The organism is Sorangium sp. So ce406 (assembly GCF_051474675.1).
Classification (GTDB): Bacteria; Myxococcota_A; Polyangia; order Polyangiales; family Polyangiaceae; genus Sorangium; species Sorangium cellulosum_G.
This window is the reverse complement of sequence record NZ_CP150340.1, coordinates 2567388-2591032: the sequence shown is the minus strand read 5'-3', so window position 1 is coordinate 2591032 and position 23645 is coordinate 2567388. Positions and strand designations below refer to the sequence as shown.

General features: G+C 71.3%; 20 protein-coding genes and 2 pseudogenes. 16 read left to right on the top strand and 6 right to left on the bottom strand.

The window, feature by feature from the left end; genetic code table 11:
• Nucleotides 1-211: 211 nt before the first annotated feature.
• Genes WME96_RS09710 through WME96_RS09700 form a run of 3 tightly spaced genes read left to right on the top strand, consistent with a single transcriptional unit; the run spans nt 212 to nt 4157 of the window.
• Nucleotides 212-2689, top strand: a complete 2478-nt coding sequence (locus tag WME96_RS09710; RefSeq protein ID WP_437289863.1) for a hypothetical protein — start codon at nt 212-214, stop codon at nt 2687-2689.
• A complete protein-coding gene (locus tag WME96_RS09705; protein WP_437289862.1) occupies nt 2686-3234 on the top strand; it encodes a hypothetical protein in 549 nt (182 codons plus the stop codon). Before WME96_RS09710 ends, WME96_RS09705 begins: the two co-directional genes overlap by 4 nt.
• Nucleotides 3231-4157: an HTTM domain-containing protein gene (locus tag WME96_RS09700; protein ID WP_437289861.1), complete on the top strand. Its 927-nt coding sequence runs from the start codon at nt 3231-3233 to the stop codon at nt 4155-4157. The genes WME96_RS09705 and WME96_RS09700 overlap by 4 nt, the downstream gene beginning before the upstream one ends.
• A gap of 322 nt (nt 4158-4479) precedes the next feature.
• Here the strand turns inward: WME96_RS09700 and WME96_RS09695 are convergent, their stop codons facing one another.
• Together WME96_RS09695 and WME96_RS09690 are read right to left on the bottom strand one after the other, a co-directional pair.
• Entirely contained in the window at nt 4480-5571 is a 1092-nt protein-coding gene (locus tag WME96_RS09695; protein WP_437289860.1) for an alpha/beta hydrolase family esterase, read from the bottom strand.
• Between the two features lie 217 nt (nt 5572-5788).
• Nucleotides 5789-6781 (bottom strand): SGNH/GDSL hydrolase family protein, encoded by a 993-nt coding sequence (locus WME96_RS09690; protein ID WP_437289859.1) that lies wholly within the window; start codon nt 6779-6781, stop codon nt 5789-5791.
• A gap of 210 nt (nt 6782-6991) precedes the next feature.
• On the opposite strand from WME96_RS09690, the pseudogene WME96_RS09685 reads away from it, so the two are divergent.
• Nucleotides 6992-7291, top strand: a pseudogene (locus tag WME96_RS09685) (AAA family ATPase); the annotation flags it as partial.
• A 15-nt stretch (nt 7292-7306) separates the two neighbouring features.
• On the opposite strand, the pseudogene WME96_RS09680 reads toward WME96_RS09685, so the two are convergent.
• A pseudogene (locus WME96_RS09680) lies at nt 7307-7486 on the bottom strand (hypothetical protein); the annotation flags it as partial.
• A gap of 291 nt (nt 7487-7777) precedes the next feature.
• Between WME96_RS09680 and WME96_RS09675 the strand changes: the two are divergent.
• The 4 genes from WME96_RS09675 to WME96_RS09660 all read left to right on the top strand — a co-directional run bounded on the left by WME96_RS09675 (nt 7778) and on the right by WME96_RS09660 (nt 11167).
• Nucleotides 7778-8098 (top strand): hypothetical protein, encoded by a 321-nt coding sequence (locus WME96_RS09675; RefSeq protein WP_437289858.1) that lies wholly within the window; start codon nt 7778-7780, stop codon nt 8096-8098.
• 31 nt (nt 8099-8129) lie between these two features.
• Nucleotides 8130-8849: a PD-(D/E)XK nuclease family protein gene (locus WME96_RS09670; RefSeq protein WP_437289857.1), complete on the top strand. Its 720-nt coding sequence runs from the start codon at nt 8130-8132 to the stop codon at nt 8847-8849.
• Nucleotides 8846-9430, top strand: a complete 585-nt coding sequence (locus WME96_RS09665; protein ID WP_437289856.1) for a hypothetical protein — start codon at nt 8846-8848, stop codon at nt 9428-9430. Before WME96_RS09670 ends, WME96_RS09665 begins: the two co-directional genes overlap by 4 nt.
• A gap of 264 nt (nt 9431-9694) precedes the next feature.
• Complete coding sequence (locus tag WME96_RS09660; RefSeq protein ID WP_437289855.1) at nt 9695-11167, top strand: phospholipase D-like domain-containing protein; 1473 nt, start codon at nt 9695-9697, stop codon at nt 11165-11167.
• A gap of 165 nt (nt 11168-11332) precedes the next feature.
• On the opposite strand, the gene WME96_RS09655 is transcribed toward WME96_RS09660, so the two are convergent.
• Nucleotides 11333-11455 carry a hypothetical protein gene (locus WME96_RS09655; RefSeq protein WP_437289854.1) on the bottom strand — a complete coding sequence of 41 codons (123 nt, stop codon included), beginning with the start codon at nt 11453-11455 and terminating at the stop codon, nt 11333-11335.
• Between the two features lie 435 nt (nt 11456-11890).
• Here WME96_RS09655 and WME96_RS09650 point away from each other — a divergent pair, with 435 nt between their 5' ends.
• Both WME96_RS09650 and WME96_RS09645 read left to right on the top strand, forming a co-directional pair.
• Nucleotides 11891-12229: a hypothetical protein gene (locus WME96_RS09650; RefSeq protein WP_437289853.1), complete on the top strand. Its 339-nt coding sequence runs from the start codon at nt 11891-11893 to the stop codon at nt 12227-12229.
• 127 nt (nt 12230-12356) lie between these two features.
• A complete protein-coding gene (locus WME96_RS09645; RefSeq protein WP_437289852.1) occupies nt 12357-12770 on the top strand; it encodes a hypothetical protein in 414 nt (137 codons plus the stop codon).
• An 89-nt stretch (nt 12771-12859) separates the two neighbouring features.
• On the opposite strand, the gene fbaA is transcribed toward WME96_RS09645, so the two are convergent.
• Nucleotides 12860-13933 carry a class II fructose-bisphosphate aldolase gene (fbaA, locus tag WME96_RS09640; RefSeq protein WP_437289851.1) on the bottom strand — a complete coding sequence of 358 codons (1074 nt, stop codon included), beginning with the start codon at nt 13931-13933 and terminating at the stop codon, nt 12860-12862.
• 354 nt (nt 13934-14287) lie between these two features.
• Between fbaA and WME96_RS09635 the strand changes: the two genes are divergently transcribed.
• Nucleotides 14288-17779, top strand: a complete 3492-nt coding sequence (locus WME96_RS09635) for a glycoside hydrolase family 97 catalytic domain-containing protein (RefSeq protein ID WP_437289850.1) — start codon at nt 14288-14290, stop codon at nt 17777-17779.
• A gap of 95 nt (nt 17780-17874) precedes the next feature.
• Nucleotides 17875-18285, top strand: a complete 411-nt coding sequence (locus WME96_RS09630; RefSeq protein ID WP_437289849.1) for a nuclease A inhibitor family protein — start codon at nt 17875-17877, stop codon at nt 18283-18285.
• Between the two features lie 19 nt (nt 18286-18304).
• On the opposite strand, the gene WME96_RS09625 is transcribed toward WME96_RS09630, so the two are convergent.
• Nucleotides 18305-19315 carry a DNA/RNA non-specific endonuclease gene (locus WME96_RS09625; protein WP_437289848.1) on the bottom strand — a complete coding sequence of 337 codons (1011 nt, stop codon included), beginning with the start codon at nt 19313-19315 and terminating at the stop codon, nt 18305-18307.
• Between the two features lie 644 nt (nt 19316-19959).
• Here WME96_RS09625 and WME96_RS09620 point away from each other — a divergent pair.
• The 4 genes from WME96_RS09620 to WME96_RS09605 all read left to right on the top strand — a co-directional run bounded on the left by WME96_RS09620 (nt 19960) and on the right by WME96_RS09605 (nt 23623).
• Complete coding sequence (locus tag WME96_RS09620) at nt 19960-20964, top strand: alpha/beta hydrolase (RefSeq protein ID WP_437289847.1); 1005 nt, start codon at nt 19960-19962, stop codon at nt 20962-20964.
• A gap of 250 nt (nt 20965-21214) precedes the next feature.
• Nucleotides 21215-21511, top strand: coding sequence for a DUF2288 family protein (locus WME96_RS09615; RefSeq protein ID WP_437289846.1), 297 nt, complete (start codon nt 21215-21217; stop codon nt 21509-21511).
• Nucleotides 21512-21615: 104 nt separating this feature from the next.
• Nucleotides 21616-22518, top strand: a complete 903-nt coding sequence (locus WME96_RS09610; protein WP_437289845.1) for a DUF6544 family protein — start codon at nt 21616-21618, stop codon at nt 22516-22518.
• A 205-nt stretch (nt 22519-22723) separates the two neighbouring features.
• Nucleotides 22724-23623 carry a WGR domain-containing protein gene (locus WME96_RS09605; RefSeq protein ID WP_437289844.1) on the top strand — a complete coding sequence of 300 codons (900 nt, stop codon included), beginning with the start codon at nt 22724-22726 and terminating at the stop codon, nt 23621-23623.
• Nucleotides 23624-23645 lie beyond the last annotated feature (22 nt).

Genomic DNA, 23645 nt, shown 5'->3' with positions numbered 1-23645 from the left:
AGCGCTGCCCCGAACCGCTCCAGCGCTGCCCCGAACCGCTCCAGCGCTGCCCCGAACCGCTCCAGCGCTGCCCGAACCGCCTCCGCGCTGCCCGAACCGCTCCGTGGTGCCCCCAGGCGCCACGGACCCCCCGGTACCCCCCGGCGTGGAGCCCTCATCGCCTCGAACCCCGGGGGTCCTCGACCGTCATCGTGATAAGCGTCGCCGCACCATGCAGGCGCCCGACACCGACCCCCCCGCGCCCCCGGCTCCGCTCCACGCCAGCGCCCCGCAGGCCGTGGACCCTCCCGCGCCCGCCGCCCGCGCCGCCGCCTCGCCGGCCGCGCCGCCCCGCCGCTGGGCCGTCGGCCTGCTCGGCGCCCTCCACGCGCCCCTCTTCGCCTGGGCCGCGCTCTCCCTCCCCTTCCGGCCGTGGACGCTCTTCGCCGTGGTCACCGCCGCGCTCGCGCTGCTCCACGCCGCCACCGCCGTGCTCTCGCTCCTCCCCCACCCGCTCGCGCCGCGCGCGTTCCGGCTCACGTCGCTCGTCTCGCTCGGCTACCTCGCGCTCCTGAGCTACGGCCTCCTCTCCTCGGCCGTCTACGTCGCCTCGCTGAACCGCAGCCTCGGCGCCGGCATCGCGGCCGCGCTGCTCGCGGTCTGGGCGGTCGTCGCGCTCCTCACCCTGCCCTTCGCGTGCTGGGGCGTCGCCTCGACCGGCGGCCTCGCGCCCCTCCGGCGGCGCTCGTCCCCGCGCGCCGCCCTCGCCGCGCTCTCCGCGCTGGTCGTGCTGGCCGCGATCGCGCTGCTCTTCCGCCACCGCACCGCCAAGGCCGACGTCCTGCCCGTGCCGGGCGGCGCGCCGTCGGGCACCGGGGCCGCGCTGCGCGAGGCGCTCTCGTCCTTCGAGGAGCTCCCCGCGGCGCCGGCCAAGGCGCCGCCGCTCATGACCACGGCGCCGGCCGCGTGCGCCGCGCCCCCGGCGCCCGGCCGCCCCACCCTCGTCGTCACGCACCTCGCCCGCGCGAAGGAGCCCGGTCGCGCCGGCGTCGCCACCCGCTGCCTCCAGCCCCCGCCCGGCGAGGACGCCGCGGCCGCGCTGCGCGGCGCGCTCGCCGACGCGCTGCGCGGCCCCCTCAAGATCGACGTCGTCTCGGCCGTCCAGCCGCTCGGCTCTCCCGGGCCGGGCCTCGTCGGCCTGTCGCTGCGCCCCGGGCTCGACGGCCTCTGCCTCGCCGAGCGCTGCCTCATGCCCTGGCAGCTCATCGCGATCGACGCGTTCAACACGAACGCGCCGCTCGCCGGCGTCCCCGACTTCCGCTTCGGCGTGGACCTCGCGGTCCTGCGCCGCGCCCTCGGCGAGCCCGCGCCGCCCGGCGGCCCTGCCGGCGCGGACGACGGCGCGCCGAGGAGCGGCCTCCTCCGGATCGAGACGCTGAGCTACACGGTCGACCGCGCGGGCGCGCTCCACCTCCTGTCCCGGATCGGCGAGCCCGGGGTGGAGCTCACCGACGCGACCGTCCAGCAGGCGGCGGCCGCGGCCCAGCGTTACATCCTCGGCGCGCAGCGGAAGGACGGCATGTTCCGCTACATCGTCGACCCGTTCACCGGGCGCGCCTCGTTCGACGGCTTCTCGATCGCGCGGCAGGCCGGCACCACGCTCGCGCTCTGCGAGCTCGGCGCCGGCGCCGAGGGCGCCCCGGCGCCGCCGGAGCTCAGGACGACAGTGCAGCGCTCGCTCGCGCTGCTCGCGAAGCTCGAGCGCCGTTCCGGCGAGGGCGGCCCTGTCGGCGCGCTCTTCTACCCGCCGGACAGCCGCGGGACGATCGCGAACCTCAACCCCACCGCGCTGAGCCTGGTCGCGTTCCTCTCGTGCCGCGACGTCGTCCACGACACGCGCGACACGCCCGAAGCGCGCGCGGCGCACGACGCGCTCATCGGCCGGCTCGCCCGCATGGTGCTCGCGACGCAGCGGGACGACGGCGGCTTCGCGCCGCAGCTCGATCTCGCGCGCGTCGCGCCCGTCCTCGGCCCGACGCAGCTCTACGAGGGCGGCCAGTCGGTGCTCGCGCTGGCGCTGCTCGAGGACCTCGCCGCCCGCGACCCGCGGCCCGAGCTCCCGCCCGCCGCCGAGGTGCGCGCCGCCGTCGACCGGGCGATGGACTACTACGCGAACCGCTACTGGGACCATTTCGCCAGTGATTTCGTGTACATGGAAGAGAACTGGCACTGCCTCGCGGCGCGCGCGGCGCTCGGCCGTCACCGCCGCGACGACTACGAGCGGTTCTGCCTCGACTACGTGGCGTTCAAGTCGCGCCTCGTGCTCGACGAGGACAGCGAGGTCGCGCCCGACCTCGTGGGCGGCTACGGGTTCGGCAACGTGCTCCCCCCGCACAACACGGCGACGGCGGGGTTCGGCGAGGCGCTGGCCGCGGCGATGGCGGTCAAGGCGGCGCGCGGCGACGATCTCGCGCGCGACCGGGCGCTGATGGAGCGGGTGCTCGGGTTCCTGGTGCGGCAGCAGTGGTCGCCCGCGACCTGCTTCGCCTGCAGCCGCGACGAGATCATCGAGGGCGGCTTCAGCGAGAGCATGGCGTCGCCGCGGATCCGCATCGACTACGTGCAGCACGCCTGGGCCGCGCTCGGCCACGGCGGCAGGATGCTGGGGCTCTTGCCCGGGCGGAGCGCCCCGGTGGCGGGGCCGCTGTGAGCGCCGGCGAGGGCGGCAGGACGGGCCCCGCCGCGGTCGCCCGCGGCGTCGCGGACCCCAGCGGCGGCGCGGGCCCGAGCGCGGGCGCTCGCTGGGCCGACCGCAGGGCGTACGCGTACGCCCTGACCGCGGGGCTCTTGCTCCTCATGCTCGCCCCGCTGTTCCGCCGGCCGCCCGTGGACAGCTTCCCGCTGTCGACCTACCCGATGTTCTCGTGGGGCCGCCACGACGCCCGCACGACGGTCGAGCGCGCCGTCGGCGTGGACTCCCGCGGCGGGCGGCGGCCGATCCCGCCGCGCCTCGTGGGCAGCGAGGAGGTCCTGCAGGCCAGGGCCACGCTGGCGCAGAGCATCCGTCAGGGCGCCCGCGCGGCGCGCGCGCTCTGCCGCGGCATCGCGGCGCGCGTCGCCGAGCAGAGCGGCCACGCCGATATCGTCTCCGTGGAGATCCGGACCGACACCTTCGACGCGATCGCGTTCTTCGACGGGCAGGAGACCCCGCTCGACTCGAAGCTCCACGCGACCTGCAAGGTGGGCGCGCGATGAGGCGGCTCCTCGATCGCCTCCACCGCGCCTTCTTCGCCGAGGCGCCCGCCGAGCGGCTCGCGATCGTGCGGCTCCTGGTCGGCGCCTTCGCGCTCGTGTACCTGTGCGTCCGCGCGGCGCACCTCCAGCGGGTGGGCCACCTGCCGCCGGAGGGCTTCAGGCCCATCGGCGTGGTCTCGGTGCTCTCCGCGCCGCTCCCGCTCTGGGCGGTGCGCGGCCTGATCGGCGCGGCGATCGCGGCCGGCGCCGCCTTCGTGGCCGGCTTCAAGTTCCGCGTCGCCGGTCCGCTCTTCGGCGCCCTGCTGCTCTGGGTGCTGAGCTACCGCAACTCGTGGGGCATGGTGTTCCACACCGAGAACCTGCTCGTGCTCCACGTCATCGCGCTCGGCCTCGCGCCAGCCGCCGACGCGTGCTCGCTCGACGCGCGCGCCGCGCGCCGCGCGGGCCCGCCGTCCGCTTCCTCGGCGCCCGCGCCCCACGGCCGCTATGGCTGGCCGCTCCGGCTGCTCTGCGCGATCACGGTGACCTCGTATTTCATCGCCGGGGTCACCAAGCTCCGGAACAGCGGCCTCGACTGGGCGTTGAGCGACATCCTCCGCAACTACATCGCTTACGACAACGTGCGAAAGATCGCGCTCGGCGACACGCACTCTCCGCTCGGCGGCGCGCTGGTCCGCTACGGGTTTCTGTTCCCGCCGCTCGCGCTCGCGAGCCTCGCCATGGAGCTCGGCGCGCCGCTCGCCCTGTTCAGCCGGCGCATCGCCGTCGTCTTCTGCGGCGCCGCCTGGCTCTTCCACCTCGGCGTGCTCCTCACGATGGCGATCCTGTTCCCCTACCCGCTGCTCGGCATCGCCTTCGCCGGGTTCTTCGAGCTGGAGAAGATGCGCGACCTGAGGCGCCCGCGCCGCGCGGGGCCGACCTGAGCTTCGCGCCCAGGAATCCCGCCAGAGAAACCGGTCGATAGCGGGCGCTCGCGCGTCGCGAACGCTGCGGCGCTCATGCCGCTCGCCTCCCGCCGTGCCACACGCTGCCACGAGCCCTTCACCGCGGGCAATGCCCGCTCCGCCGCGGAGGACATGAGCATCGCAACGACGGCTGCCTTGTGCGCCCACGCTGCGATCGATGCGAGTTCGCGCGGAACCCCATTGGACCTCTTGTCCTCCCAGCCTGCAGCAGCGTTGCCGTTACCGGCGGACTGGAGGCCGCAGTCCATCCATGAGGATGGTCCGTCAGCGCGACTCGAAATCAGAATTGCGTGATGAATTTCCACGCCTCGGGGGCGTTCCAGCTCGTCGATTGCCCGGGGTCCTTCGGCTCCCAGCCGTGCGGGCCGTCGAACACGCAGTACTTGGTGGGGTGACCTGCGGAGCAGCCCTTGTACTCGGTACACGTGTGGGGCTGGCCAGCTGCCGGGAAGGTGGTCGCCGACGGCTCCTCCATGCAGCCGTTGACCTTCGCGAATTCGGCTTGTTTGACGCGACCGCTGGTCGGCAGAGGGGGGCCGCTGCTGTCACCGCTGGCTTGCGACGCGTAGTAGGCGATCGGCTTGGTCAACGTCGCCGTGCAGGAGCCCGTGAGATCTGCTCCCGAAAAGAAGGCGACGCCTCGGAACACGTCCGCGCGGGTGCAGGCGAGAGCCAACGACATCGCTCCCCCGAAGCTGAAGCCGGTGGCGAAGATCCGAGTTTTGTCGATGCAGAGATCTCCCTCGAGCTCCTCCAGGATCGCGTCCGTCAGCTCCACGTCGGACTTGCTCCAGGAACCGGCGCCGTTCGCGGCGTCCGGCGCGACGAAGATGGTGGTAGCTCCAGTGTCGAGCGTCGCCATCGTGAAGTAGTTCCGGTCCGCCACCGACATGGCGGAGGAGCCAGACTCCGCGAAGGCGAACACGAGCCGATACGGCTTGTCCTTGTCGTAATCGCTCGGCACGCGAAGGATGTACTTGCGAGAGGCGCCGCCGAACGAGATGTCGATCGTGCCGTTTTGCAGAGTCTTCGCTTTGCCGCAGCCAGCGCTCTTGACCGCGTCCGTCTCGGTCGCGCCGCCTGCGCTGCCGCCGCTGCCGCCCGCGCCGCCGCTGGCACCGCCGGAATCGGAGCCACCCGACGCGGCGCCGGCGCCGCCTGCGGCCGCTCCGCCTGCGCCCGCGGAGCCGGGCTGGCCACCGCCCGGGGTGCTGCCCGCGCTCGCGGCGTTATCGCCGGCGCCCGCCTGCGCCTGGCCGCCCGCGCCTGCGACCCCCGCTTCTTCCGACGGAGGGGTGCTGCTCGACGAACAAGCAACACCCGAGAGTGAGAACAGGGCGAGGACAAGGGAGGAGCAACGGGCGCTTGGCATCGGTAACTCCGCGCGCGCGAAGGGCGCGACTGGGACTCGACCCTACCTCACGGCTTCCCGACCAGCAATGGATTGAGGCGCGCCGGTTCAGCTGTAAAGCAACAGCTCAAATTGGCCCGCCCCTTGCAAGACGCAAGACGGGCACTCGAGGACATCGAGCCTGCACATGCCGCGCCGGGCGTCAGGCTCCGCGCGCCTCCCTTGAGCGACCGCGCCGTCAGAGCAGAGGCTGCAACGCCGCGTACCACTGCTCGCCCAGCAGCACGTAGCCCTGGAGGTTGGGGTGCCACTGATCTTCGAGTAACGTGGTCTTGTTCGGATTGAAGGGCGTGTACATGTCGACGGAGAGGATGTGTCGACCTGCGTCCGCGCGGGCCTTCACCACCGCCGGAATGGCGTCGTCGTAGGTCTTGATGCGCGCGCTGAGCGCGGTGTCGTCGCCCTTGCTCGCGTCGCCGCGCGACGGGACGGGCGCGGCCACCACGATGAGAACCTCGGGGAGCTGCGCGTAGATGCTGTCAATCAACGCGCCCAGACGTTTGGGGGCGTTGGGCATGTCGTAATTGTCGATCGCGTCGTTGGTTCCAATCATCAAGAGCACGATGTCGGGCTTGTATTGCGGCATGACGGTCGACACCAGCGTCGAGATGCCGCTCCTTCCGCCGGCGGGGGCGATCGTCCAGCCGCTGTGGCCCTCGTGGTTGTGCGGGAACGCCACGCCGCCAACGGTGTTCGGTCCGTTCGATCCCGAACCGACGAACGTGATGTTCTTGCCCGCCGCGTGCGCGAGCCGGAACAGCTCGACGCGATAACCGCCCGGCGTGTCCCCGTTGTATCCGTCGGTGATAGAGTCGCCGAACGGCATGATCTTGCACGCCGTACCGTCGGTCGGGCACGGCCGATAGGTCGAGCCCGCGCTGCCGCCGGCGCCACCCTGCGCGCCCGAGTCGCCGCCGCTGCCGCCGGCCGCCGCGCCGCCGCCATCCCCGTCACCGCCCGTTCCCGCGAGCGATCCACCGGTGCCGGCCGCAGAGGTCGTTCCGCCGGTGCCCGCGGCAGCGCCGTCCGTGCCGCCGCCGTCGCTCGTTCCGCCTGCGCCGCCGCCGGCGCCCGCTTCGCCCGCTCCGCCGGCGCCCGCGCTGCCGCCGCTGCAGCCGAGAGCGATGACGACGAGCCCGGCCACGACCGGCCAGGATGTGAGCGGCTTCATGCCAGAGGATGGTAACGCCGAAGGCTACGGCGTTGTCAACTGAAACAACGGCAGTCGGAATCGACGATCGGGCAGCCTATGGCAATCTCACGGCGCGACGACGGTCGCCCATCCGGTGCCCGGCATCGAGAACTGCAGCTTCGCTCTCCCAACGGACGCATCATAGAGCGGCTCAGGGGTGTGCTTGGTACACCGCCGCGCGCGGCGGACCTGCCGACCCGGGAGCTCCTCACCATCTATCCAGGTTTCGTGTCCGTCTACGAGAACCACTATCTGGAGTTCGACGAGACATGGCGCGACACCTGCCTTCTTCTGGGCGCGCCGCTGAAGCGGGGCATCAAGGAGAAGCGCGTCCGGGCGCGCCTCGAGCCGCTGGAGGAGACGATGGGCGGGTCGATCGAGCTCGACAAGAACGGTCGATTCTACCTTCGCAGCGGGAGCGGCCGCATGGAGATGCCGCCGCTCGTCGCGGAGGGCCTCCGCAAGCTCGGCATGCTCGGCGGCCTGCTCGATCGCATGGGTCAGCTCCACGTCCTCGTCGGACGGTGACGGGTCGCCGCTCGGATGGTTGCCAGGCGGGTCGCCGCTTGGAGGGCGAGCTCGGCGCGTTCCGCCAGCGCGAAGGGCGACAGGCGCGCGAGGGACGGGAGGTCCTCGACCGGGAGGGGGCGGCTGCCGAGGTCGGGCAGGGGCGCGTTCGGGCACGGGCTTCCTGCAGCGCGTCGAGAGGGGAAAGACGAACGTCGGCGTCGTCGTTCTGGTCCGGCTGGCCGACGCGCTCGGTGTCGAGCCCGGCGTCCTGCTGCGCCGCGCCGCTCTGCCCGCGGCGACGCGCGGTAGGCCGCCCAGCTCGCGGGCGAAGCGCCAGCCCGAGAGGGTAGGCTGACGGCGGCGATGCTCTGACACCCTCGCCAGGGACCGAGCGCTCGCGGCGGCTCACGTGAAGCGCTCGGCGTTGATTGTCGATTCGGTGCGGTCGTAATCTGCTCGGACCGCATGCCGACCAAGCGAGACCTTCGGACCCATCGCACCCGGGACGAGCTGCTGGCCCTCGTGGCCCGCTTCGAGCTTCCCGTGAGCGACCGCCGCGTCCGCGATCAGCTCATCAGCGTCGCGGGGTTCTGCGAGAGCGCGACCTTCGAGGAGGAGCGCGCGCACCAGCGTGTGCTGACGCCGGGGCGACATGTGGGGGGAATGGATGTGGAGGATGAGCAGGAGCCGTTCGAGGAGCGGTTTCCGAAGCTAGTGGCGAGGCTGGAAGCGCAGTTCGCGGAGTCCGCCGCCGGCCATTGCACGTGTACGCGAGGCGTTCTATAGGTCCGCAGAGAGGACAGGGTGAAGGAGACAGATGACACTCTTCGCGTCAGGGCCTGAAGCCGACGAGCCCCGGATCGCCGACCTCGCGACCGAGTGGCGCGCCATCGTGGCAAGGGAGCAGGAGACCCGCGTGACACAGGTTGCCGCGTGGGAGACACAGCTCGCCGAGATCCGCGCCGAGCAAGAGGCGCTGCTGAGAGATGGCCACTGGGTAGGCGGACCGGACGATCTCCTGAGCATCCTCGGGCAAAGCCGACAGGATCTGTATCATTCTGCGCTGCTGGCGTGGCTGCTCGATCCTCAGGGCCGACACGGCTTCGGTTCTGGCTTCCTCGAGGCGCTGCTCCGCCGCTGCACGTCCGATCCGCCGACAGCCGAGCTGAACCGCGCCCGGCCCGCCCTCGAGGTGAGCAAGGGCACGGTCCGCGCCGACATCGTGGTCGCTGGACCTGGGCTCTACCTCGTGATCGAGAACAAGGTCGATGCACGTGAACAGCCGCAGCAATGCGACCAGCTTTACGAGAGTTTCGGCCCAGAGCCAGGTGCGCTGTTCGTCTTCCTGTCCCCATCGGGACGAGCGCCCGTGACAGCGACGGGGGACGCGCGGGAGGCGTTCAAGACGATGAGCTACGCCGATATCGCCGTGATGCTCCGCGACGCGCTGGCTTGCGCGCCGGGGAAGGGCGCCACGGCGCACGGACGCGAGGTGGCGTCCAACTATCTCGCCACACTGGAGAGGGAGTTCCAATGAACCGCATCGACGATCCGCGTGCCGTATTCTATCTCCGGCATCAGGAGCTCATCGAGGAGTGGGCCGCCCTCGGCGAGCCCGTCGCCGAGCTCGCGCACGCCTTTCTGTGCTCTTGCGCAGATGACATCGCCGGGCTCGCCGCCGAGCTTTCTCCGGACATACAAGTTTACAAAGATCTGGAAGATGACTGGCCGAAGATCTTCTTGATCTTGCCAGAATGGCTCGAATCGAACGAAGGCGAGCTCGAGCCGAAGGTCGGGATCGGCCTGGAGTGGTACAAATCGAGACATCTCAATTTCACGACGTCTCCTGGCTGCCCCTACACAGGGGTGTGGACACATTACGAACTCGACGACGGCAAGGAGCTGTCGAGGAGGCTTCGTGCGGCGTTCGGAGAGGCCAACCTCATCAAGCCGCACAAGCTCGCCACCACCACCGCCTGGTGGCCCGCATACCGCTACGAGCAGGCGACAGGGGAGTACTGGAACGACCTCGGGCCCTACCGCGCGCAGATAGTCGAATCGGTGCGGTTCTTCTGGACGGTGTTCGAACCGCAGCTCCGGAAGGTGCTGGCTGGCTGAGTCTCCTCAAAGCCTGGCTCAGCCCGCGCTGCCCGCAGCCCGCCCTCCCCTACCGCCGCACCGGGATCTCCACCACGAACCGCGCCCCCTCCCCCGGCGCGCTCTCCACGGTCTGCCGGACGGACGACGTTGTGGGCCCGCGCGATTGGCCGACCTCCAGCGCGCCGGACCGCTCGCCGTCGTGGCCTCCGCGCGGCGATCTGGGTATGGAGGAGCATGCCGCGCATCCTCTCCCCGGGGCGGAACGTCTGGTGCGAGCGGCCCGTGCGAAACGCCGGGCTGCTCATCGACGGCTCCGACTACTACCGTGCCTTCTACGATGCGGCGCGACGGGCGCGTCGTTACATCCTGCTCTCGGGCTGGCAGTTCGACAGCGACGCCTGCCTGCTCCGCGGGGAGGACGCGGAGGGCGCGCCCGCGCCGGTCACGCTGCTCAAGTTCCTGGACAGCCTCTGCGAGCGCGCGCCCGAGCTCCAGATCTACATCCTCGCTTGGGACTTCCACGTGGTCTTCGCGATCGAGCGCGAGTGGCTCCAGAAGATCGTCTTCGAGTGGACGACGAGCGAGCGGCTGCGCTTCCGCTTCGACAGCAATCATGTCGACAAGGGCTGTCATCACCAGAAGTTCGCCGTCATCGACGGCGAGCTCTCCTTCCTCGGGGGGCTCGACCTCTGCAACGATCGCTGGGACACGCGGCGCCACCTGGAGAAGAACCCGCTCCGCCTCAGCCGCGGCGAGCCGCACAAGCCCTTTCACGACGTACAGGCCTACCTCCACGGCCGCGAGGTGAGCGAGAGCCTCGCGGACCTCTTCACGGCGCGCTGGAGCGCCGCCTGCGGTGAGCCGCTCGATCTCCCCGCGGCCGACGGCGCGACGTTCGGCGACGACCACGCGCCGGAGAGCGCGGTCCCGCTCGCCTCCGGGCGGGTGGCGCTGAGCCGGACGGACCCGCGCGGCGCCCCGACCGGAACGGAGGGCTGCCGCGAGATCTGCGACCTTTACCTCGACGCGATCGCCCGCGCCGAGCGGTCGATCTACATCGAGACCCAGTACTTCAGCTCGCGCGAGGTGAGCGAGGCCCTGATCCAGCGCCTGCGCCGGGCCGGCGGCTCCCCGCTGCAGGTCGTCGTCGTGCTCAACATGCGCGCCGAGACGATGAAAGAAGAGGTCGCGGTCGGGCTCGCGCAGGCCAAGGTCATCGACGACCTCCGCAAGGCGGCGGCGGGGACCGGCCACGCGCTCGGCATCTATTACACGGTACCGGCGCACGAGGGCGAGGGCGAGCCCCCGCGCGCCACCTACATCCACTCCAAGGTGATGGTCGTCGACGACCGCTTCTTCACCGTGGGCTCGGCCAACCTCACGAACCGGAGCTGCGCTGTGGACACCGAGCTCAACGCGTCCTTCGAGACGGACGATCCAGGCGACGCGCTCGGCCGCTCGATCTGCGCGGCGAGGCTCGGCCTGATGGCCGAGCACCTCGGGGTCGACGATCTCTCCTGCGGAGCGGACCTGGTAGCCGAGCTCGACGACCGCGCGATCCGGCGCGACGGGCGGCTCCGGATCCACCCGTCTCCGGACGAGACGCAGCGCGCGGCCCTGGCGGTGGTCGATCCGCAGGCGTTGCCGTTCGATCCGGACGCCATCGAGGACGAGGAGGACGACCGGACGATCTTCGCCCACGGCCTCGGCGCCCTGTGGCGGCGGCTCGTGAGCCACCGCGACGACAGGAGATAGCCCGCGGCGACGATCGTCCGGTCCGCTCGGTCGCCTGGCGTTGGGGACGAGCCAGAGGGTCGCGGCGGGGTATGCCTCCGCCGGCGTCCTGGCGACGTGGTCGCCGGGGCCCACGCCTCCGTTGCAGACGTGGAGGGGCGGAGACGCCGTGTACCACGCGCGTCGCTACGCGCCTTCGCCCGTCGTCTCGGCGAACGGCTCGCACACGACATAGACCTTCTTCCCGGTCGGGTGGATCGCGAGCGTCCCGAAGCGCTTGCAGGCGAAGCACGCGTGGGTGTCGGTCATCTCATCTTCCTTCCGCGGACAGCGCACCTGCCGCGGCCCGACGCCATCGCCCTCGACCTCCAGCCACGCCAACCGCTCCGGTGCATCCAGACGACAACACATGGCGCCCTCCTCCCCCGGCCCTCGGCCGATGCGAGGTGCGACTGCAATCGCCAAGCCAGACGAGAGCCAACCGCAGCAGAGTCCGATCAAGCCGTCCGGGCCGCAAATGGCATGGATCTTCCTCCCGTGCCACGCGCCTCCACCCGTTCTTCTCTCATGGGGTGTCCGCGCCAGGCCCGGGCGCCAGCGGCAGGTCGAGCTCCAGCCGCGCATGCTCTGCGCCGGAGACGCACGCGCTGCACCTGCGATGGCCGGGTCTCCCGCGCGCCTGCCCCTCTCTCGGCGCTCCCGGTGGCGCGCCCTTTGCCGCGCTCCTCGGAAGGGGGGTTTGCCATGGCAGACTGGCTCATCATGCTGCTGGCGGCCGGCGGGGGCGCTCTCGCGCTGGTCGTCTCCACAAGACGTCTGCTCGCCCGACGACATCACCGCGTCTCGGAGATCACCCTGGTCTGTCCGCGGACCGGTTCCCCGGTGCGGTGCCTGCTGGTCACCGACGGGCGCTCGGAGGAGCACGTCGAGGTCGCACGGTGCTCGCGGCTCCCCGGCGGGCGGCCCACGTGCGACCAGGATTGCGTGAAGCTCCTGAACCTCGGCATCCGGCTCGCGCCCTTCGAGCCGGGGCGCCCCGGCGAGCGCCCCACCGAGCCGCCGGGCGGCCCTCCTGCGCCTTGACGGCGCCCCGTCGCGCGGGACGCGCAGCGCATGCGCCGCCGCGCAACCGCTGCGTCGCGCGGCGCGCCCGTCAGCCCTCGGCGCCGGGTTCCGCCGCCGGCACAAGCCGTGCTCTCGCGCCCGGATCATGGCTTTGCAAACCCAGAAGACGACGCTCCGCTCCTCCGGCAATCTGCCGATCGCGCTTGTCCTGCTGGTGGGCGGCGCCCTGCTGTGGCTGCGCGCCGCGCAGCGCACCCCGAGCGCGCTCGCGCTGCTCCCCGGCGCAGACGGCTGCCTGACCGCCGGGATCGTCGGCGTGCTGCTCGCGTTGCTGCACGGCATTCCCTACCGGACAGCGCTGCTGACGGTCGCGTTCCCGATCGCCCTCGTGCAGCTCCTCGCCAGCGAGCTCGCGGGGTTCTCGTTTCTGCCCGTGCTCGGCATCGAGCTCACCGCCTTCGGGCTCTTCGGACTGCCGCTCTCCCGGCTACCCCGTCGCCGCCGCGCGGCGACGGCGGCGGCCCGCTCGCTTCACGCCGCGCACTCGTCGCCTTCGTGAGCCAGCGCCGCGAGCGGCAAGGCAGCTCGCGCGCGGGAGCGGGTCGCGCCGGCGCCGCCCGGAGGGGCGGGCCGGCGCCCTCGCCGTGATCAGAAGTCGAACTTGTCGAACGAGTTCAGGTCCTTGCACGCCTCGACGAGGCGCGCTGCCACGCCCTTCTCGCCGAGGTGGAGCCAGCCGCGCGGGTCGATGTACTTCTTGTTGGGCTTGTCCTCGCCCTCGGGGTTGCCGAGCTGCGACTTCAGGTAGGCGCCCTTGTCGTCCATGTACTTCTTGATGGGCTGCGTGAAGGCCCACTGCGTGTCCGTGTCGATGTTCATCTTGATGACGCCGTAGGACACCGCCTCGCGGATCTCCTCACGCGTCGAGCCGGAGCCGCCGTGGAACACGAAGTCGACCGGCTTCGCGCCCGTCTTGCGCTCCTTCTGGATCGCGTCCTGGGAGTTCTTGAGGATGGGCGGGCGGAGCTGCACGTTGCCCGGCTTGTAGACGCCGTGCGTGTTGCCGAACGAGGCGGCGACCGTGAAGTTGCCGATCGGCTTCAGCGCGTCGTAGGCCGCGAGGACCTCGGCCGGCTGGGTGTACAGCTTGGAGTTGTCGATGCCGCTGTTGTCGACGCCGTCCTCCTCGCCGCCCGTGACGCCGAGCTCGATCTCGAGCGTCATCTTGAGGGCCGCCATCTGCCGCAGGTACTTCTGGCAGATCTCGAGGTTCTCGTGGAGCGGCTCCTCGGAGAGATCGAGCATGTGCGAGGAGAACAGGGGCTCTCCGTTCTTCTCGAAGAACTTCTTGCCGTACTCCAGCATGCCGTCGACCCACGGCAGCAGCTTCTTCGCGGCGTGGTCCGTGTGCAGGATGACCGGCACGCCGTAGGCCTCGGCCAGGTTCCGCACGTAGTGCGCACCCGCGATCGCGCCCGCGACGGCGGCCTTCTCGCCCTTGTTGTCCAGGAACTTGCCGGCGAAGAAGTGGGCGCCGCCGTTCGAGAACTGGATGATGATGGGGCTCTTGGCCTCCCTGGCCGCCTGGAGGGCGGCGGTCGTGCTGTGCGAGCCGATCACGTTCACGGCCGGCAGCGCGCACTCGACGCTCTTCATGTACTCGAACAGTTCCTGAAGAGCGGAACCAGTGATCACGCCGGGCTTGAGCTTCATCTTGGACATGGCAGTTTGAATCCTTGTTCCTTGCTCGGGTTTCCGCCGAGCATGCAACGCGGCAACGGAAAGCGGAAGGGTGGATCGGCCACCAGGGGCAGGCGCGTCCGGTACCATCGCCAAAGCCCCGGGAGCAAGCGGATTCTCCCGTTCGCAAGCAGGCAGATTGAAGCGTCGCGTCACCGCCGATCATGCGCTCCGGGAAGAGGCAGCTCCGAAACGTCCCTGAGATGTCAAGCGCAACCTGTGCGGCGGGGTCCTGGCAGCACAAAACCATTGTAAATTCAACAAGTTAACATCGCCCAAGCGGGCGGCACACGATTGACGCCGCCCGGGAGGTACGCCATGTCGCACGGACGCCCCATGACCATCGAATGCGCAACGATCGCGAAAAGGGTTCGCACTCGGGTCGCCTGGCTCGGCCTGGTCGCGTCGCTCCTCCCGCTGACGGCCGGCTGTGGTGACGACGAGCACAGTCCTCCCGCTGGCACCGGGGGCGGTCAGAACGCTGGAGGCGGCGGCCTCGGCGGCGCTGGCGGCCTCGGCGGCGAAGGTGGTTTGGGTGGCGACGGCCCAGGCGGCGGTGGTGGCCTCGGCGGCGGCCCAGGTGGCCTCGGCGGCGGCGGCGGGGAGCCAGGCGCGGAGCAGCGTGTCACGTCTCCGGGCGGCGAGATCGTCGTGACGTTCGACGTGCAGGACGGCGTGCCCTCCTATTCGGTCGAGCGCGCGGGCAGGGCCATCCTTGCCGACTCCGCGCTCGGCCTCGACCTCGGCGACCTCGGGCCGCTCGGCCGCGGCGTGCGCGTCGCCAGCGCCGATCGTCGGACCGAGGATTCGACCTGGAACCCGGTGTGGGGCGCCGCCTCCGAGATTCGCGAGCATTACAACGAGCTCACGGTCCACCTCGAATCGGACGCCCCGGCGAGGCGCCTCGACGTCGTCTTCCGCGTCTTCGACGACGGGCTGGGCCTCCGCTACGTCATCCCCGAGCAGGACGGCCTCGGCGAGCTCACGATCACCTCCGAGGACACCGAGTTTCGCTTCGCCTCGGACGGCACCGCCTGGTGGACGCGCGCCGATTTCGAGGGCGACGAGTCGCTGTACAACCGGGGCGCCCTCAGCACGGTCGCCAACGCCAATACGCCCATGACGGTCCAGCTCGCGGAGGACCTCTATGTGGCGTTGCACGAGGCCGATCTCGACGATTACGCCGCCATGACCCTGGAGGCGCTGCCGGGCGTCCCCCACGCGTTCCGGAGCGCGCTCGTGCCGGCGCGGAGCGGCCAGGAGAGCACCGCCGTCAAGGCGCGGGTCGCGCTGCCCTTCGAGACGCCGTGGCGCACGCTGACCATCGGCACCGGCGCCGGGCGCCTCCTCGAGTCGCACCTGATCCTCAACCTCAACGATCCGTGCGCCATCTGCGACGGCGATCTGTCGTGGCTGCGGCCGGGCAAGTACATGGGCGTCTGGTGGGAGATCCACAAGGGCCTGTCGACCTGGGAGCCCGGCGAGCACGTCGGCGCCACCACCGAGAACACGCAACGCACCATGGACTTCGCGGGCGAGCACGGCATCCCGTTCGTGCTCGCCGAGGGCTGGAACCAGGGCTGGGACGGCGCGTGGACCGACATGGATTACACCGCGTCCAACGACCGCTTCGACCTCGAGGAGGTCGTCGCGTACGGGGCGGAGCGCGGCGTCGGCTTCGTCGCCCACATCGAGACAGGCGCCAACGTCGATGGCTTCGAGGCCCAGCTCGACGAGGCGTTCGCGCTGTACGAGTCGCTCGGCATCCACGCCATCAAGACGGGTTATGTCGGGAACATCCCGGGCTATCACCATTACAGCCAGCGCATGGTGAACCATTACGCCGAGGTGGCGAGGCGGGCCGCGGAGCACCAGATCATGGTCGACGCGCACGAGCCCATCAAGCCGACGGGCGAGGAGCGCACGTATCCCAACTTCATGAGCCGCGAGGGGCTGCGCGGCATGGAGTACGAGGCCTGGAGCGACGGCAACCCCGCCTCGCACACGCTGACGCTGCCGTTCACCCGGATGCTCGGGGGCCCGGTCGACTACAACCCCGGGATCTTCGAGGTCCTCTGGGCGCCGGAGAAGATCCCCGAGAGCCCCTTTGCCGGGAACCCGCCCGCCCGGGTGCACACGACGCGCGCGCACCAGCTCGCGCTCTACGTCATCCTGCTGAGCGGGCTCCAGATGGTGACCGACATCCCCGAGCACTACGAGGGGCGCCCCGAGTTCGCGTTCATCGAGCAGGTGCCGGTGACCTGGGACGAGACCCGCGTGCTGAACGCCTCGATCGGCGAGCACATGACGATCGCGCGCCGGAGCGGCAGCGCGTGGTACCTCGGGAGCGGCACGGACAGCACCGCCCGCGCGCTCCGGATCCCGCTCGATTTCCTCGGCGAGGGGGCGTTCGTCGCCGAAACGTACACGGACGACGCCGAGGCCGACTACGACGCGCGCCCCGAGCTGGTCGCCCGCAGCCGGTTCCTGGTCACGTCCGCCGACACGCTGATCGCGGCCATGGAGTCGAGCGGCGGCCAGGCTGTCCGCATCCGCCCGGCGACGCCGGAGGACACGGCGAGCGTCGAGGACTACCGGCCGCCGAGCTACACGGTCGAGAGCGTCACGGTGCCGGCGCAGGTCGCGCAGGGCGACTTCGTCCTTGTGACGGCCGAGGTGACCAACACCGGGAACCTCGTCGGCGGCGAGACGATCGGCATCACGGTGGAGGGCACCCCGGTCGACGCGCGCCTCGTCCGGATCAACGCCGACGCGACGGTGACGGTGGCCTTCGAGCTCCAGATCTCCCAGCTCGGCGAGGTCAGCGTGGCCGTCGGCGACGCGGCGCCGGTGCTCGTGACGGTCGTCCCGCCGGTCGACGCGCCGGCCGACCTTCGCGCCACGGGCACGAGCGCCGACACCATCGAGCTCGCCTGGGAGCCCGCGCCCGACGCTGTCGCCTACCGCGTGTACCGGCACCTCCCGGGCGGGCTATACGGCGACACGGCGCACGCGGAGGTGGACGGCGCCCTCACGACGTTCTCGGACACCGGCCTCACCGCCAACCAGACCTATTCCTACATCGTCCGGGCCGTCTACGCGGACGGCACCGAGTCGCCGGCGTCGAACGAGATCGTCCAGGCGGCGACCCCCCGGACGGTGGCCGTGACGTTCCGCGTCTCGGCGCCGCTCGAGACGCCGGCCATGTCCGCGATCTACGTGCCCGGCAGCATCGACGCGCTCGGCCCGTGGAACCCGGGCCTCGTCGCGATGACGCACACGGGCGGCGGGCTCTGGCAGACAACGGTCGACATCCCGGAGGGGACGGAGCTCCAGTACAAGTACGCCCGCGGCACCTGGGAGCGCGTGGAGTGGTGGGGCAGCATCACCGGCACGAACAACCGCGCCGTCTCGATCCCGATCGGGAGCAGCGGGCAGGTCGTCGACGACACCTCCACGGCGTGGGACGACGGCTCGATCCCCGACACGCAGAAGGGGATCCGGTACTGGCGCGATCCGCTGGTGGCCGGCACCGCCCCGGCGGATGGGACCCTCGTGGCCGGGGCGCCCGCGATCGAGATCAGCTTCTCGCGCGACGTCGATCCGCCGGACGCGGGCGGCTACGACGCCGCGGTCCAGGTGGCGCGCGACGGCGAGCCGGTCGCCGGCGCCGTGGACGAGATCGCGCCGGGCAGCCTGATCTTCACGCCGGCGGAGCCGCTCGCGCCGGGCGCCTACGAGGTGATGGTCTCCCAGGTGAAGAGCGCCCTCGGCCCGGACAGCGTGCCCATGCAGGCGCCGTACACCTTCGGCTTCACGGTGGAATGACCGGCGCCGCGGTGGAACAATCGTCCAGCTTCACGGCAAAATAACCATTTCACAGCAAGCGCGGGTTCGCCCGTGCAGCCGCCCGGAGATCCCGTATGCAGGCCCAACCCGCGTCGCCTGAAGAGCTCCTCGCCTCCCTGCAGGAGGCCGCGCAGGGCCTGCTGTTCCCCAGCGAGTCCGATCACCCGCTCCACCCGACCCGGTGGGACGTCGATGCGTCCTCGCCGGCCGCGCTGCTCGCGGCCGAGGAGCTCGCCGCGGACACGGCGGTCGAGGTCACGACCGTGGGCGACTTCTTCGCGCCCGTGCTCGATCCGCCCGAGGAGGCCGGCGAGGCGGCGCAGGCCGAGGCGGCGCGGTACCGGCGCCTCATGGACCTGCTGGAGCGCCAGCTGACCGACCTCCGTGTCTATCGCGTGGGGTGCGTCGCGATCGACGTCTACGCCCTCGGCCGGCACCCGTCGGGCGCGTGGATCGGCGTGAAGACGAAGGTCGTCGAGACGTGATCGACGGAGAGCGCGCCGCTCAGCGGCCGCCGGTGGGCCCGTCGTCGGTGCGCGCCTCGAGCGCTCGCTGCACCGCCTCGGGGACGGCCGTCAGGAAGTCGTAGCCCGCGCGCCGCTCGATCTCGTCGACCGTCGTCCGGTACTGCCCCCAGCCCTCCTCCAGGATCCCTGTCGCGTTCGGCATCACCGCCGCGATGACCCGCGTCGACGGCCCGATGTCCTCCGGCCCCTGCCCCGGCTCGAGGACCACGGCGATCTTGAAGAAGGCGTCCGGTACGGCGACGCCCTTGCCGATCGTCGGCGAGCGCCCGCGCTCGTCGAAGAGGCCGCCTGCGGTCAGGAACAGCACGCGCCGCTCCTTCTGCGCGAGCTCCTGGCACGCCTCCTCGAGCCGGAGCCACGGACCGGCGTTGAGGTCGTGCCGCTGCGGCAGGATGTTGGTGAGGAGGAACGTCGCCTTGTTGTCTTCGGGGGTCCGCGTGCGCTCCTCGGAGCGGACCATGTGGCCGCGATCGAAGCCCGAGCCGGTGTAGTCGTCGTGCTGCACGCGGTACCATCCGTCCGGCAGCGCGCTGTCCGCGAGGAACTTCCCCCGATGGCGGGGCGCGTCGCCGAACGACGCCGCGTCGAGCCGCCAGCTCACCCAGTTCGCCACGTTCCTCGACCGGTTGTAGGAGAGGGCGTACTGGGGCTTGATCATCAGGTGATCGTCGGACGCCGCCGCCTCGGTCCGCGCGGCCCGGGCTCCCGTGCGGACCGGCACGCCGAGCTCGAGGTGGACGCTCAGCGCGGGCGGCCGCGCGGTGGGCGCTCCCTTCGGGGGGGCGCTCTTCGCCGGCGGGGGGCTGCTGGACGACCGGCCGGGCGAGGGCGACGGCCTGGAGGGGCGATCCTCGCCGTGGTCCAGGCCGAGCTCCTTGAGCCCGCGCTCGAGACCGCACTTGACCCCCGCCGCGCTGAGCCCGGTCACGGCGAGCGCGATGAGCGCCTGGGCCCCCCAGGACCTGCGTTTTCGCTTCTTTGATGCCACGTCAGCGCGTCCAGCCCTCTACCTACGGCAGCGACGGCATGATCGTCCAGCGCGACGTCGCCAGGGCAGAGGGAGCCGGCGCGCCTGTTCCAGGCGAGGGCAACATCCGCGCTGCGGCTCGCCGGGACCGCCCGCCGAGACGCGACCAACGCCGGGGTCACGAGTACAGCGCGACCGTGAAAATCGCACATCGATACACGAGCGCATGTGCGGGCTGCGGTGACGGCTGTTTGCGATGACGGATCGCAAGGCGCCGTGAAGCGCAGCGAGATTTTGACACCATCACAGCAATGCAACGAGCGCGGCTGTCCGGGGATCCACGTGGGCGGCTGCGGCATCCGGCGTTCCATCTACGCAAACCATTGCGGCACAACGCAACGATTCGCGGAGCGTCCACGCTGCGCGACGGTCCGCGCGGGTCCGATCGTTCACACGGATGGCGCGCTGGAGGCCAAGAGCATTCCCGGGTGCCGTGATTCGGCCGCGCGCCGCGAACGTGCGCTGTTTCAAATGATGTCTATACTTACTGGTCCAATGCTTGCGAACACTGTGAAGCGGTGCTGGGGCGAAGAGGCTACGCGCATCGCACCTCGAGAGCCGTTGCCTCACCTCCAATCACCTACCGCAACCATGAGGGTCAAGTGATGAATCTGTATTCTCGCACACTCAGCACGGTTCTCTTCTCGGCGACGCTCGCGGCCACCGCGCTCCCCGCGAGCCAGGCCGAGGCGTCCTCGTCGAAGCACCAGCCCACGAAGGTCGAGCGCCTGGTCTTCCCGGTGACCCTCTCCGATGGCAACACGTACGACGTCGTCGGCTACCTCTACTACCGCGGCAGCTACAAGCACCGCCCGCTCCAGGTGCTTGTCCACGGCCTCACCTACACGCACGAGTACTGGGACATCCCGTCGTTCGGCGGACGCAAATACTCCTATGCCGATTACATGGCCAAGGAGGGGTATGCCGTCCTCGCGCTCGACGTGCTCGGCGCCGGAGAGAGCAGCCGGCCGGACGGCGACTTCCTCGACCTCGCCGAGACCGCCGAGAGCGTGCATCAGGTCATCACGGAGATGCGCACCAGCGGAGGGGTCTTCAAGACGCCTTTCCGGAAGATCGCCCTCGTCGGCCACTCGAACGGCGCCATCATCAGCACGTACGTTCAGAGCACCTACAATGACGCGGATGTCCTCGTCAACACCGGCTTCGCCTTCACGCCTCACCCGATCCCGGTGCCCCCCGAGGCGATCTCAGCGCTGCTGCAGACCCCCTATATCGCGATCCCGACGGAGATCCGCACCGACGTCTTCTACGACGCCGCGAACGCGGATCCTGCGGTGATCGACTTCGACAACGCCACCATCGCCGACACGTACACGCGGGGTCAGTTCCTGAGCCTGCTCGCGGTCTCCGAGAACCCCTCGCTGGCCGGGATCGAGGGCGTGACGAGCCCGGTGCTCATCCAGTTCGGAGAGACGGACGAGCTGCAGCCGGCGGCGTATGTGGACTCCGACGCGGCCCTCTACACCAGCGCCGAGAGCGTCACGACCGCGATCGTCCCCGACACCGGCCACATCCTGAATGGCCACTTCGGCGCGCGGGCGGGCTGGGAGCAGATCGACTGCTGGATTCACCACAACATGGGCTGGTAGAGCCCCGCGCCGCTCACCCGCCCAGTCCTGCGAAGCGCGCCTCGGCGCGCGGCACCTCGATCCCCTCGATAACAAGAATCAAGATCGGCTCGGCCCGCGCGAGGCGAGCGGCCACCTGCCCCGCGCCGCGCGAGCGACGCGGGCTGCCGTCGCTCCGCCTGGACCGCCGAGGCCGGCGGCCGCTGCCCTCGCCGGACCGAGCGGCGCGTCGCCACCTTGGCGGCCGCCGCCCGGGGTCTATGCTGCGCCCATGCGCGAACGGCTCGCCAACACGTTCGGGGAGGTCTTCTGGACCGACCTCCGCGCCCACGCAGCGCGTGATGCGGTCATCCTCGTCGACGCCGATCTCGATCTCCTGGACGTGGGCGAGGCCGTGGCCTCGAACGACGCGGCCGCGGTCCAGGCCTGGATCGCGAGCGGCAAGCTGACCAAGCCCACGGCCGAGGACCTCGCGCGCTGGCCCCTCCAGATCGATCTGCGCTTCCTGTCGCTCGTGGTCGCCCCGTACGTGCTGGTGCGCCGGCCGCCGGCGCCGCCGCTCTCCTGAGGCGCGCGGAGTCCGCCCGCGAGGACCGTGGCGCGTCGGGCGACCGGGCACGTCGGGCGACCGGGCACGAGCCCTGCTCTGTCGTGTCTCCGAGGAGGCTCTCCATGGACGAAGAACGCGGCTCCGACATCCTGCCCACCGCAGGACTTGCGCCGTCGCGCAGCATGCGCGCCAGGTTCCTCAGCGAGGTCGCGGAGGCCGGCCTCCGCAGCGACCCCGGGTCGCGCGATCCGGTCACCGAGGCCGATCTCGCGGCGCTCCCCGCGGCGGCGCAGCGCTACCTGCGCTTCATGAGGGTCGTCGGCCGGCCGCGCGTGTGGTCCTTCCGCGCGCGGTGGACGGGCGCGTTCCGCAGGCGCCCCGACCAGCCGTGGAGGCCGTGCGAGGCGTGGCAGTACGACTCGCGCCTCGGGATCGCGCGCATCTTTCACATGCGGCTCCGCTACGGCTTCGTGATGCTGCTCGTGCGCGACACGTACGTGCGCGGGCAGGGGCGGATGCTCGGCCGGATCCTCGACACGTTCAGCGTGGTCGACGAGGCCAACGCCAAGATCGACACCGGCGAGCTCGTCACGTACCTGAACGACGCCATCCTCTTCGCGCCGTCGATGGTGCTCGGTCCGGAGGCGACGTGGACGGCGGTGGACGACGGGTCCTTCGACGTCGCGCTCACGGACCACGGAAGGACCGTCACGGCGCGCGTCTTCGTCGACGAGCGCGGCGCCGTCACCGACTTCAGCACGACGGATCGCTACGTCGAAGATCCCGCGCATCCGCAGGAGATGGTGCAGGCGCGCTGGTCGACGCCCGTCGAGGGATGGATGGTCGTCGACGGCCGGCCGGTGGCGCGCGGCGGAAAGGCCGTATGGCACCTCCCGGGCGGCGATTTCGCCTATGCCGCCTTCGCCCTGGCCGACGGTGGCATCGAGTTCGACGTCGCGCCCGCGCCGCCGAGCACGGCGGTCCCGGCGCGCGCGATCAACCGCGTCCAGGGCGCTCCTCGATGAAGACCTCGAGCGCTGAGCGCCGTCGGCAGCCTGACGCATGCTCCTCAGCGCGAGGGCGCTCGCCACGTCGCCGTCAGCGCCACGGGTAGGAAGAGAGCCCCTGTCCAACCATCTCGGCCCCCGCACGAGCGCGCGCCCCGCTCCTTGCGGCACGCACGCAGCAGCGCGGCGCGCGCCGCTGCCGCATCGTGATATCGTCGCGTGCATGCGCCGGTTCGAGTTCGTGCAGGGAACGAGCGCCAAGTTCTGGATGGCCGACGTGGACGACAGGACGTTCATCGTCGTCTACGGCCGGCTCGGCACCGCCGGCCAGCGCAAGGAGAAGGCGTTCCCCACGGCGGACGCGGCGTCGCGCGAGCTCGAGAAGAAGGTCGCCGAGAAGCTCAGGGAGGGCTACCTGGAAGTGGCCGCCGCCTCTGGCGGCGCGCCCGCCGGCAACGCGCCAGCGGCCAGCGCCGAGCAGGCCGCGCCCCCGCCGCCGAAGCTCGATCTGCCGCCGCGCGTGCGGCCCGGCGAGGCCACGGAGGCACAGCGAAAGGCCGCTGTCCACGCGCTCGCGTCGCTCGCGGCGGCGCGCGGCCGGCGGAGCTGGGCCCTCGGTCGCGCTGCCCGCCGCGCCCGGCGCGCGCTCGAGGCGCTCGGCGGGCTCGACCCCGCGACCGACGCGGCGCTGTCGGCCGCGCTGGACGCGCTCATGGCCCGCGTCGTCGCGCCGAACGCGCCCGACCGGCTGCCGCTCGTGCGCGCGATCGAGCTGCTCTCGGAGCTCGACGCGGCGGCGTTCGCGCGCGCGGTGCGCGACACCTGGAAGGCCCCGCCCGCGACCTCGCCGGCAGCCGGAGCGCTCGCCCTCCTGAAACGGCAGCTCGAGGAGCTCGGCGACCCGGAGCTCGGCCTCCGGCTCGGCGCGCTGCTCGTGGACCGGCCGCACCACGGCTCGATGAGCGCGGAGGCCGGGTGGACGCTGCGCTGGAAGGCGCTCTCGCCGCACCTCGAGGCGCACCTCGCCCGCAGCGGGCGGTCGCTCAAGGACTACCTCGCGAGCCTCGACGCGGGCGGCGACCCGCACATCGCGCGACGCGTTCAGCGGATGCGCGCGGCGTGAGCCGACCGCCGTGCGCGCGCCC